Source organism: Veillonella parvula (assembly GCF_036456085.1).
Lineage (GTDB): Bacteria > Bacillota > Negativicutes > Veillonellales > Veillonellaceae > Veillonella > Veillonella parvula_E.
Genome location: NZ_CP138632.1, coordinates 1,542,967 through 1,555,411, shown reverse-complemented (window position 1 = coordinate 1,555,411; position 12,445 = coordinate 1,542,967). Strand labels below are relative to the sequence as shown.

The following is a 12,445-nucleotide window of genomic DNA, read 5'->3' as shown; positions in this document are numbered from 1 at the left end:
AATGTGTAAAGAAAATACATTTACACACTTGCTTAATAAAACTAGCCATCTCTTTTTAGAGGTGGCTTGCTTTGTGTTTAAAGAGTTACCTATTGTTTTGTGACTCGGACCTTTTATCTCATGTTCCGTGAGAAAGCTATTTTTATACGTAATCCTTTCTTGAAAATGGTGGTTTACATAAGTATACTAAGGATATGAATGCATAGTTCGTGTAGACCTATGTCGGCAGAGGAAAGGTTGGTTTTGGTCACTGCTAAGGAGGATGTTATGAAATTATGGAAATTTAATAAGCGTAGTTCTACCTTGGCAGATATGTCCATGAATCGAGTGCTCTTAACGGAGCTCATTGCAAAGGGTGCTCTTGTTGGGGTGATTGCAGGTTTTTTTGGGGCATCATACCGCTATTTGATACTTGAATCAGAGCATATCAGGTGGCATTTGATGGAAGGCATTACCATGGAATGGGCCATAGGTTGGCTTGTGGCAATGGTCATTTTTGCGTTTATCGTAGATCGATTGCTAGCGTGGGCGCCATTGTCTGGTGGTTCGGGCATTCCTCAAATAGAAGGGGAAATGTTAGGTCTCTTTGATATGAAGCCCTATCGAACGCTAGTATCTAAAATGATTGGTGGCGTACTGACCGGCTTTGCAGGATTTTCCGTAGGTCGTGAAGGGCCAGCCGTACAGATTGGTGGTTCTGCCGGCAAAATCGTGTCTTACTGGATGAATTCGGGGCTACGAGAACAGCGTATTTTGACATCCGCAGGTGCTGGGGCAGGCTTAACAGCTGCCTTTAGTGCGCCCGTATCGGGAGCGATGTTCGTCTTTGAAGAGGTACATAAAAGCTTTTATCCGTATCTCGTTGTACCAACCTTCGTGGCAACTTTGATTTCTAACTATATTACAGTTAGTATCTTTGGACTTACACCAGCGTTAGGCTTTACGGTGACCTCAGGGGTTCCTATTGAATATTTTCCAATATTGCTCATGGTTGGTGTTATCATGGGGCTATGTGGCGTGTTATTCTGCCGTATGATTTTTGCTTTCAAGAGGTTCTTTGATTGGTTCAAATGTTCTCGATTCTTGAAATTAGCCCTTACCTTTGTGGCAGTGGCAGCCATTGGCTTTGATTCGCAGCTCCTCTTGGGTGGGGGCAATGACCTTGTGGGTCAGCTTGCCTTTCAATCTCATGGCGTATTGCTCTTAGGTGGCATCGTATTAGGCAAGATTTTACTTACCACCTTCTGCTATGGCAGTGGTGCTCAAGGGGGCATATTTTTGCCCATGCTTGTAATTGGTGCCGCAACAGGTGCTTTTTGTGAAAGCTTACTTTCAACCTTAGGACTTATTTCTCCTGATTTTGTACCACAGTTCGTTATCTGTGCCATGGGTGGCATGTTAGCGGCCGCTATGCGGACCCCAATTTTGGCGATTTTGCTCGTTCTTGAAATGACGGATAGTTTCTCTAATATTTATGCTATCGGTATCGTTACGCTCGTGGCCTATCTTGTGGCGGAGCTTTTAAAAGAACCGCCGATTTACGATTCCTTGTTGCAAGCCATGAGTGGTCAAAGCAATCTAGAATCGGTGCAAACCTTCTTTCAAACGAAGGTGCCTGTGGTGGCAAACTATACAGATGTACAATTACAAGATTTGGCCTTGCCAGATGGGACGCTCATCGTAAGCATTCGTCGCAACGGCACATACATTGTGCCCCTTGGTGATGTGAAGCTCGAGCCAGGCGATGAATTACAAGTCTCCTGTGAACGTGGCCGATTGAAGGCGGCTAAGGAATTTTTCCAATCAAATTAGTCATTATATCTAAAGCTAATCGTTGATTCGTGGTATATATTAGGAGTAGTTTATGAAAATTGTGAAAGCTACTGAGTCAGATGTATTGGATCTGTACCGTTTGCAATTGCTTACATTTGAAAGCGAAGCGGAGATGATTGGAAGTCGAATGGTTCCTGCATTGATGGAGTCGGAAGAGGAGTTTAAAGCTACTTTCACCCAATGGCATACCTATAAACTGGTAGATGATGGGGGAAGAATCATCGGAGGTATTCGCTATCAATATGACGATGGCGTGGTAGAGGTCGGTCGCTTGATGGTGCATCCAAACTATCGGCAACAAGGGTTGGCTCGGAAGTTATTAGTTTTCGTAGATGAACAATGCAGTCAAGACCGGCGTGTATTATATACATGTACGAAAAGCTGGATTAATATAAAGTTATATACAAAAATGGGGTATAAAGCCGTTAGAGAAATACAGGATGAAACGGGATTATCCTTTGTATATATGGAGAAACAATAATTCAAACGGCATGGGAGGTTTTAATGTGCTTGATAATATAGTGGCATTTTATATATTCTTTACCGTAGTTGGCTTTTTAGCAGCTATGCTTGGCACCATCATCGGTGCCGGTGGGGGACTTGTCTTTGTGCCTCTCTTTATGTACTGGTTCCCAGAGTGGTCTCCATCTATGGTCGTAGGAACATCGCTTTTTTCTGTTATGTGTAACGCCATTTCTGGATCTATAGCGTATCTTAAGCAAAAAAAGGTATACATTAACGCTGCTATCATCTTTAGTCTTGCTACCTTCCCGGGGGCTATTTTAGGTGCCCAAATGTCTGGATGGTTCTCTGGTAAAGGCTTTATGTTTGCCTTTGGATGCTTTATGCTGTGTGCATCCGTATTGATTGGTTTTAAAAATTTTAGAAAAGGGGAAAGAAAGGAAGAAAGCCTTACTCTTGAGCAGTTGAGCTATAGTAAACCTATCGGTATTAGTATTAGCTTTTTTGTTGGCTTTATTTCGAGTATCTTTGGTATCGGTGGTGGCCTCATCCATGTGCCGGCTTTGATTTATCTCATGGGCTTTCCTACCCATATGGCAACGGCTACAAGTCAATCTATTCTCGCCGTATCAACAACGGTGGGGGTTATTACACATTTAATTGAAAGCCACATCATATTTAGTATTGCTATCCCTACTAGTATTGGCGCTATCTTTGGTGCTCAAGTAGGTGCTCGTATTGCAAAACGTCTCAAAGCAAAAGCTATCCTCGCCCTCATGAGCATAGCTGTCTTTGCATTGGCGGTACGTCTCATTCTTAAATCTGGTATTTTGGGATAATATGGTTTTATAATTAATCTATCTTTAATAAGCATAATTTAGTAAAGCTCTCTAATGGTGATTCGTAAGTGTTTATCATTAGAGGGCTTTCTGTATTTTCAGCATTTTATAAAAGGGTATAACTAAAAGTCATAGAGAACTATAAATGAGAATGAAAAATTTAAAATATATAAATCATACTATTTTTATGCATAATGTTAGTAATGTATTTACTATAGAATTATAGGTAGTACGAATCGTTATTTAGAGAGGTTTTAGCATATAATTACTGACTATATCTATACATGCTTAATAAATAAGGATTCTTGATTGTATATGAGGAAAAATGGGTACATGATAATGCTAATGAGATGTACTTTCAACTGAGGAAATAAAAAGGTAATGCATATCGATTTTTATTAGAAGAGATATAAATTATGCATAATTATAGTGAGGAGAATGAGAACGGCGTATACTAAAAGTAATAGATTCCTTAAGAAAGGATAGGAGGAAATAGAAGTGAGTACACTTATTAGAGATTATGAACGTTTTGCCAAGGAGGCAAATGAGATTTGTAAAGGTCGCGTATACACCGATCATTTACGTCGTTATGCATATGGCGTTGATGCGTCTTGCTATAGCTATTTACCAAAGGTAGTTGTTAAAGCTGAAGATGAACGAGAAGTAAGACGACTTATTCGTTTGTGTCAACAATGTGGGACACCATTTACATTCCGTGCGGCCGGCTCCTCCTTGTCTGGTCAATGCTCCAGTGAAGATGTGCTCATCGTATGTAATGATGGCTTCAAGAAAATGGAAGTTATTGATGATGGGAAAGCCTTGAAATGTGAATGCGGTGTTATCGGTTCCGATGCGAATGATTTATTGAAACCGTACAATCGTAAAATTGGTCCAGATCCTGCAACGCTTGCCACAGCATTAGTAGGTGGTATCTTGAATAATAATTCCTCTGGTATGTGCTGTGGTACGGCGCAAAACTCTTATAAAACAATTCGGTCCATTCGCGTTGTGTTATTAGATGGCTCCATCCTTGATACGTCTGACCAAAAGAGTATTGATCAATTCCTTAAAGAAAAACCTCAAATGGTAGAGGATATCTTACAATTGCGTAAGGATATTTTGGCCGATGAAGAGTTGACACACTTGATTCACCATAAGTACAAAATCAAAAATACCACAGGTTACGGCTTGAACTCCCTTGTTGATTTTGAAGATATTATCGATATCATCAACCACTTGTTCATCGGTTCTGAAGGTACATTAGGTTTCGTGTCTGAAATCGTATATAACACTGTTGAGGACGTACCGTATAAAGGCTGCGGTCTCATGTTCTTTAAAACATTGAACGATGCATCTCTTGCTGTTGTAGCCTTGGCTAATATGGGTCGTGACAAGGTTGTTGCTGCGGAAATGATGGACTATCAATCCCTTAAGGCCGTTCAAGCGCTAGACAATGTGCCTGACTTCGTTCGCGAAGTTCCTGAAGGTACAAGTGCTATTTTGTTCCAAACTGAAAGCTACTCCAAAGAAACTGTCGATGAAAACTTAGCTTTTATTAAAGATAAATTGAAAGATATTCCAACAGCTATTCCAAGTCTTTACTCCCAAGATCCTAAAGAATACGATTCTTGGTGGGCTATCCGTAAAGGCATTTTGCCAATCGTTGGTGGTCAACGTAGAAAAGGCACCACTGTTATTACAGAAGACGTATGCTTCCAAATCGAAGACTTCACTAAGGGCATCGAAATGCTTACCGAATTATTCCACAAATACGATTTCGTAGACGGTGGCGTAATCTTTGGCCATGCGTTATCTGGTAATGTTCACTTTAACATTACACCTGACTTCAGCGATCCTAAAGATACTAAGAACTTCGGTGACTTGGTAAAAGAAATGTCTGAACGCGTCTCTGGCTTCGGTGGTTCTTTAAAAGCTGAACATGGTACAGGCCGTATGGTGGCACCATTTATTGAAATGGAATGGGGGCGTAAAGCGTACGAAATCAACCGTCGTATTAAAGCTATCTTTGACCCTGAACGTATCTTGAATCCTGATGTTATCATTACTGATGACCCAGATGTGTATAAGAAAAATCTTAAAGCTCAATGCGTTATCGATGATGCTTTTACAATCTGTATGGAATGTGGTTTCTGTGAAAAACATTGTCCAAGCCGCAATTTAACATTGACTCCTCGTCAACGTATTGCATTGTTGCGTGAAACAAAACGCCTTGAAAACGAAGGCAATTTCACATTGGCTGCAGAGCTTAAAAAAGGCTATGAATACTTTGGTGTAGATACCTGTGCTGCGTGCTCCATGTGTAAAGGCCTTTGCCCACTCAGCATCGATACGGCTCAAATTGCATTATCTATGCGCCGCATCGATCCTCCAGCACCAGAATTGGCTAAGAAGATTTACGATAATTTCCCTACTACACTTCAAATGTGCCGTGCTGGTGTAAGTCTTGAAGGCATTGCAGGATCTATCATTACACAAAAAGCGATCTCCAAGATTACTGAAGGCTTACATGGCGTAACAGGTGTTACACCATATGTACCTAAAACAACTCCTAAGGCTAATCGCTACAGATTGAGAAGTCGCATTAAACCGACTAATTTTGAAAAGGTTGTATACTTTAGTACCTGTGCGAACCGCGCTTTCAAACCTAATCAAGGTTACGATGATGAACGCAGCTTGCAACAAGTAGTGGAAAGCCTTTGCAACAAGGCCCATATCGATATTATCTACCCTCAACATATCGAAAACCTCTGCTGTGGCTTGAGTTTTGAAAACTATAATGACGTTCATGAGCGTGCTGTTAAGGACTTACACGATGCATTGATGCAAGCATCTCAAAACGGTAAATATCCAATCGTGATCGATCATAGTGCATGTTTCAACCATGCTTTCAAACACATGCCAGACTTAGAAATCAACGATATTTCTGAATTCTTGTGTAAATACGTTGTGCCTCATCTCGATATTGAAAAATGTGATGAACGGGTCATCGTACACAAACAATGTAAGATTAAATCCTTGAATAAATCTCAATATATTGAAGATTTGGCTCGTCTATGCACAGACCATGTATTTAACATTAAATCTTTTGCATGCGATGGCTTTGCTGGTCAAAAAGGGTTCTTTACACCAGAACTTAACAAATGTGCTACCAAAGACCTTGCTGCTGAAATCGCTGAATACGGTGCAACACTAGGTGTAAGCTCCAGCTCTACCTGTGAAATCGGTCTTGGTGAAAGCGGTGGCATCCCATTCGTTGGCGTTGCATTCCTATTAGATCGTTGTTCTAAGGCTAAGAAATAAGTCTTGTATATCTATTGCTATTTACGTTAACGTTGCTAGTAGTTTATGCTAAAGTAACTGGTAGTTTATATTAATGTTGCTTTAATATTGCTCGCAAATTATGTTAAAATTAGTAATAGTTTTTTAGGGATTTTATGAGATTTATTGCTAATTCTTTATTTTTCTAAGAAATGTGGTATACTAAACGTAGGTAGTAGAGTGTATGAAATTACCTGCAATATAACCAAAAAAAAGGACGAGTGGCAGCTCGTCCTTTTTCTTGCTTATTTTTTGTTTTTATTGTTAAGCCAGTAGCTGTAGGTAGTTACAACTAAGGCAACAATAATAGGGGCAAGCAAGGTGCCCCAGAGTGCATAAAACAGCTCCTGCAATATACCACCTCCTTTCGGGAGGTATTTAATATTATATCATCATGCTAAGGAGTCTTGTATATAATTAATGATCGGAGAATTCTTAATGAAGAAATTTGTGCTTTTCTTTCTTTTAATAATAGCTCTTACGGGATGTGGATTGAATCAAAATACGAATAGTAATAAAACAGAATCAAATGCAACTAGTTCTGCTACTGCAACTGGTTCCTCTGCATCTGCTGCGGGAAACAGCCAAGCGACTACTAAGCAAGATGACCATCTAATTACAGCAAAGCAAGCCTTATCTGCTGGTGAGTATTCGAAAGCCATAGAGGAAGCCACTGCGTCTATTAAACAAGATGCTAACAACGGAGAAGCCTATTCTGTACGCGGCTTTGCAACAGCATTAAATGGTGATGTAGCTAAAGGGTTGACAGATACTAAAAAGGCTTATGATTTAGACCCTAATAATGTGGCCAATTACTATAATATGGCTATGGTTTATAAGCTACAAGGTCAGTTAAACGATTCTAAACAATGGTTTGAAAAGGTATTGGAAAAGGACCCTAGTAACACCTGGTCTGTGTATGGTATTGCTACCATTTATGCAGACCAAGGGGAAGATACTAAGGCCCTTGATTGGCTAGAAAAGGCTATAAAAATTGATCCTTCTGTAAAAGCTGTTGCAGCCGAACAAGACCATTTTGAACGCTTTCACAATAATAGGCGATTTAAAACATTGGTTGGGTTATAGTTTTTAAATCTATTGAGCAATTAATAATACTATTAGAGTAGAAATGATGTTTCCTGATTCTATTAGTCGCTTGACAAAATTGATACATGACCTTTATATATTAATCCTATTCATAAAAATCATATTAGTATATAATTAATATGTATAAATTAGGTTGTGTATTGATGGAAGGAGAGGATTCATCATGAAACCATTTGGTAAAAGGGTAGTAATGGCTGTGTTGTGTGCGGCGACATTAACATCACCCTTATTGTTGAGCGGTTGTAGTATGTCAGAGTTATGGCAGGGTACTGAACAGAGCCGTAAGGAAATTGCGCAACGGTCTGAGCAGGATCAGGTGCAGTTATTTAATCAATATGTGAAAGCTGTAAGCCGATACAATCGCATGGCTGTAATGTTTGATTATGCGAATACGCCAACTCTTAATGAGTTAAAAGCGGGGCAGCATTTAACTGTATTTAATGCACCGAACTTTAAGCAGCTACAAAAAGAATTAGAAGAGGCTAAGCAAGCCGGTATTCCTTATGATGAAATGAAGGAGCCTTTAGATAAGTTGCTTTCAAAATTGAATGAAATTACACCGGTGGCCGAAGAGCTCGATGCATACTATAAATCTAAAGGGTATACCACAGATAACTATGCTAAGGAGCAACAATTAGGTCCTAAATATGTTCAATTGTATGAACAATTTGTTCCTATTTATGCTGACTTTGATAATGTTATGCATAAAATCAATACGGACCGCTTGCAACAACGGTTACAACAATTGCGTGATGCAGGCAAGAAAAATGCAGCTGCAGCACAAGAGGTTCATTTGCGACTTACTGCGGTCCTAGAAAAGATCGATAGTGAAAAACAATTAGATGTAAATGCTATCAATCAAGAGTTGCAAGCTATTGGTGATGTATCAAATGGCATTACTAGTCCTAAGTATGATTCTGTTAAGACTTCTGTAAACTCTACGATTGGTGCAATTCGTACCTATATGGGATCAAAACAAGATAATGACTATAATCGTATGATTGAGGCCTATAACCATTACATTTCTAATCTGAATACGACCAATATGAATGAGTTAGATTGAAATAAATTAGATTAAAATAAGTTAGATTAATACGTTTATATAAAAGAAAGCTGTATCAAATGAGAATGTCATTTGATACAGCTTTTTAGTTGATTAGTAGATGTATTACTTTTTAAGGCTAATGCGCGTTGTAATTTGGCTTGATAAGGAGAATAATACTAAGGCTATCCAGATACAACTGAAGGCAATCATCTGCGGTGTGCCAAAGCTTTCACCAAAGTAAAAGATGGCTAGCAACAAGGCAATGGTAGGGGATACATATTGCAAGAAGCCTAGTAGATTGAGCGGTAATAGCTGTGCACCATAGGAGAATAGCACCAATGGGACAGATGTAGTTAGACCGCAGGCTATGAGCAACATGGTTGTATACCAGTCTGTGCCGAAATAGGACCACACGGTATTATCGACCATAGTCGTATATAGTAAGGCTAGTGGTGTTAATAGCCAGGCCTCAAAGGCGATGCTCGTAAAGGGAGAGATGAGCAGTTTCTTTTTTACAGCCCCATAGAGACCGAAGGAAACGGCGAGAATCATCGATACTAATGGCAAGGATCCTACTTGATAGGTGAGTAAGGCGATGCCGATGGTAGCGATAAGGACACTCAGCTTTTTGGGTATCGATAGAACCTCTTTAAATAGGATGACACCTAATACTACATTGAAGAGTGGGTTGATGTAATAGCCAAGGCTCGTGTTCATAACTTGATTATTGGCGATGGCCCAAATGTAGGTGAACCAGTTTACGCTGATGATGACTGCCGCAACTAAAAGTAGGAATAGTTGTGAACGTTGTTCTTTTAGTAATTGAAAGTCCTTTTTGAATTGTTTAAAATGTAGGCCAAATACAACGATCGCCATGCAAATACCTGACCAGATAATGCGTTGTGCCAGTATATTATACGGTGAAACATGGTTTAATAATGCCCAATATAGAGGGAGTAAGCCCCAAATTATATAACAACTAAGGGCTGTGATTAACCCTTTTTTACTTGTATGGTCCATAATGCCTCCTCGTGATAGTACTTATTATATCATTAATCCTTAAATTCTTAACTCATGCATTTTAGTTATTGCATATGATTTTCAGTTATAACTTTAGTTTTGGTACTTATGATTAAATGTTATGTTCATTGACTTTGTGCATATTGTTACACTATATTGGACTTAGAACAACGAATATAGAGAATAGGTGTCGTAAGACTTAATAGAGAAATCGGTATAAGCCGATGCGGTCCCGCCACTGTAAGGATGAGCCTGCTTTCATATATGTCACTGGAGTAATCTGGGAAGGCGAAAGCGAGGTGATGATCCCGAGCCAGGAGAACTGCCTATTTGATAATCACCGTTATGTACCTACGAGCGATAGGAAGGGGATTGGGGTATGCTGGCTACAGTATTTTTTAGTGTACCTTTCAATAAGAAACCTTACGTGTCACTTTAGGTGGCACGTTTTTTATTGCCCTTAGAGTGGATGTTGAGTATATGCGTCAAGTTTTATAGACATTAAACCGATGGACACATTTTGAGGTTGATGTGGTCCAATAAGATAAAGCTCGAGTGATTCATATATCTAACAATTCGCAGGTACGGTGCGCTGTTTCTCGGTATGGTTTCGAGTTGAAAAGGAGGCACATATATGTCTGACAAAAAGACTTCAAAGGATGCTGAACGTGATTTATTAGCACCTGTATCCTTTGATGAGTTTAAGAAACCTACGTATGAACAATGGCAGGCCGAGGTTGAAAAAGCGTTAAAAGGTGGCGACTTCCACAAGAAGATGTTCACTAAAACCTATGAGGGAATTACGTTACAACCAATTTACACGCCTGCATTGCATGGAGAAAAAATTCCAAAGGGTGTATATCCTGGAGCAGGTGAGTTCCTACGTGGCACAAAGGCAAGTGGTTATATTAAAGACTCTTGGGGTGTATCCCAATATGTAGACGAATCCTTTCCTAAGGATGCTAATCATGCAAGTTTATACGAAATTGTAAAAGGCGGCACCATTCACAATATTCGCCTTGATGAAGCAACACGCCATGATCAAGATGTGCAAGTAGGCGCAGCTGTTGGTATCGGCGGTACATCTCTGTCTACTATGGATGATTGTAGACAATTGATTGAGCGCTTTAATTTAAAGGAAAATCCTTTATATATTGAAACAGGTGCTTCTGCAGCTATCTTGCTCGGTATGTTAGCCGCTACGGTGAAAGGATCTAAAAAACAAACCTCTGACTTGAAAGGTCTCGTTGGTGCAGACCCTATTGGTGTTTGGGCTAAAGATGGTACATTGCATATGTCTTTAGATACAGCCTTTGATGAAATGGCACATACTGTTGTATGGGCTAAAGAGCAAGCTCCAGAGCTTAAAACTGTACTCGTATCTGGTGATGTATACGCTAATGGTGGCGCGAACGATGTACAAGAGGTTGCGTATGCATTGGCAACAGCAGTTTGCTATGTGCGTCAATTAGCACAACGTAACATCGATATTCACACTATTGCTAACAGCATGATGTTTACATTCTCCTTGGGTGCAAACTTCTTCATGGAAATTGCTAAATTACGTGCATTACGTGTGCTTTGGGCGCGCATCATGGAAGCGTTCGGTGCCGAAGAAGCTGACCGTGCTGTTCATGTACACGGCAGAACATCGGCTTTCACAAAAACTGTATACGACCCATATGTAAACTTGTTGCGCAATACAACACAAGCATTCTCTGGCGTTGTAGGCGGTTTGAATAGCCTTGAAGTATCCCCATTTGACCAACCAATTCGCAAAGCTGACGATTTCTCTCGCCGTATTGCCCGTAATATTCAAGTTATGTTGCAAACTGAATTCGAGTTGCGTCAACCAGTGGACCCTGTAGGTGGCTCTTGGTATGTGGAAACATTGGCAGCTGAATTATGCGAAAAAATTTGGGCTGAATTCCAAACTATTGAGGCTAAAGGTGGTATAATAGCAGCCTTGAAAGAAGGCTATCCACAAGCTCAAGTTAAAGCAGTTCTTGATGAACGCTTCAAAAACCTTGCATTCCGCAAAGATGTGGCTGTAGGTAACAACATGTATGCGAATATGACTGAAGAATTGCTTGATCCAAAACCAGAAAATCAAGAAACATTGCGTCAAAAACGGGTTGCTCAAATCGAAGAGTACTTGGCGAGTGCGGAGCCAGATGCGGTTGTGAAAGCACAGGCTACCCTAGAAGCAGGTACGACAGAGCCAGGCGCTTTGATTGGCCTTATTGAACTCGGTGCATTACAAAAATTAACAATACGTCAAATCCGCAAGGCTTTAGATGCTGGCGATATTGCTTCCGAAACGATTGAATCCATTGCAGCTCATCGCTGGACTGAACAGTTTGAAGCACTTCGCATGCGCACTGAGAATTATAAACAACGTACGAAAGATAATGTGAAGGTATTCTTGGCTAACATGGGGCCAATCCCTCAACATAAACCTCGTGCGGACTTCTCCACAGGCTTCTTCGAAGTAGGGGCTTTTGAAGTTATCAAAAATGATGGCCATGAAACAACGGCTGATGCGGCGAAGGCTGCTCGTGAAAGTGGTGCTGATGTAGTTGTTATCTGTTCTACAGATGATACCTATCCAGAATTGGTACCACCACTCGCTAAGGAATTGAAAGAAACTATGCCGCATGTAACGGTTATTTTAGCAGGGGCACCTCCTAAGGACTTAGAACCTGTATACCGTGAAGCTGGCGTAGACGACTTCATTTCTGTTCGTGCAAATTGTTACGAAATCTTGAATACGTTACAAGATAAGAAAGGGATGTGAGCT

9 protein-coding genes and 1 riboswitch are annotated in these 12,445 nt (G+C 40.2%); of the genes, 7 read left to right on the top strand and 2 right to left on the bottom strand.

The genetic code is table 11. The features are described from left to right. The first annotated feature begins 267 nt into the window (after positions 1-267). From PK1910_RS07495 to PK1910_RS07480, 4 genes are all read left to right on the top strand, one after another. On the top strand, positions 268-1,812 hold the full coding sequence (locus tag PK1910_RS07495) for a ClC family H(+)/Cl(-) exchange transporter (protein WP_058948295.1): 1,545 nt from the start codon (positions 268-270) through the stop codon (positions 1,810-1,812). 52 nt (positions 1,813-1,864) lie between these two features. Next, a complete protein-coding gene (locus PK1910_RS07490; protein WP_012864970.1) occupies positions 1,865-2,314 on the top strand; it encodes a GNAT family N-acetyltransferase in 450 nt (149 codons plus the stop codon). Positions 2,315-2,339: 25 nt separating this feature from the next. Beyond that, positions 2,340-3,134, top strand: a complete 795-nt coding sequence (locus PK1910_RS07485) for a sulfite exporter TauE/SafE family protein (RefSeq protein WP_058948294.1) — start codon at positions 2,340-2,342, stop codon at positions 3,132-3,134. 498 nt (positions 3,135-3,632) lie between these two features. Then, positions 3,633-6,455 carry an FAD-binding and (Fe-S)-binding domain-containing protein gene (locus PK1910_RS07480; RefSeq protein WP_058948293.1) on the top strand — a complete coding sequence of 941 codons (2,823 nt, stop codon included), beginning with the start codon at positions 3,633-3,635 and terminating at the stop codon, positions 6,453-6,455. Positions 6,456-6,718: 263 nt separating this feature from the next. Here PK1910_RS07480 and PK1910_RS07475 read toward each other — a convergent pair whose 3' ends face one another. Beyond that, a complete protein-coding gene (locus PK1910_RS07475; RefSeq protein ID WP_229039624.1) occupies positions 6,719-6,793 on the bottom strand; it encodes a type I toxin-antitoxin system Fst family toxin in 75 nt (24 codons plus the stop codon). 118 nt (positions 6,794-6,911) lie between these two features. Between PK1910_RS07475 and PK1910_RS07470 the strand changes: the two genes are divergently transcribed. Both PK1910_RS07470 and PK1910_RS07465 read left to right on the top strand, forming a co-directional pair. Then, positions 6,912-7,559: a tetratricopeptide repeat protein gene (locus PK1910_RS07470; protein ID WP_058948396.1), complete on the top strand. Its 648-nt coding sequence runs from the start codon at positions 6,912-6,914 to the stop codon at positions 7,557-7,559. Between the two features lie 184 nt (positions 7,560-7,743). Beyond that, on the top strand, positions 7,744-8,643 hold the full coding sequence (locus PK1910_RS07465; RefSeq protein ID WP_058948292.1) for a DUF3829 domain-containing protein: 900 nt from the start codon (positions 7,744-7,746) through the stop codon (positions 8,641-8,643). 105 nt (positions 8,644-8,748) lie between these two features. Here the strand turns inward: PK1910_RS07465 and rarD are convergent, their stop codons facing one another. Then, positions 8,749-9,645, bottom strand: a complete 897-nt coding sequence (gene rarD, locus PK1910_RS07460; protein ID WP_058948291.1) for an EamA family transporter RarD — start codon at positions 9,643-9,645, stop codon at positions 8,749-8,751. Between the two features lie 168 nt (positions 9,646-9,813). After that, positions 9,814-9,989, top strand: a riboswitch (cobalamin riboswitch). 290 nt (positions 9,990-10,279) lie between these two features. Between rarD and PK1910_RS07455 the strand changes: the two genes are divergently transcribed. Beyond that, a complete protein-coding gene (locus PK1910_RS07455; protein WP_008602042.1) occupies positions 10,280-12,442 on the top strand; it encodes a methylmalonyl-CoA mutase family protein in 2,163 nt (720 codons plus the stop codon). Positions 12,443-12,445 lie beyond the last annotated feature (3 nt).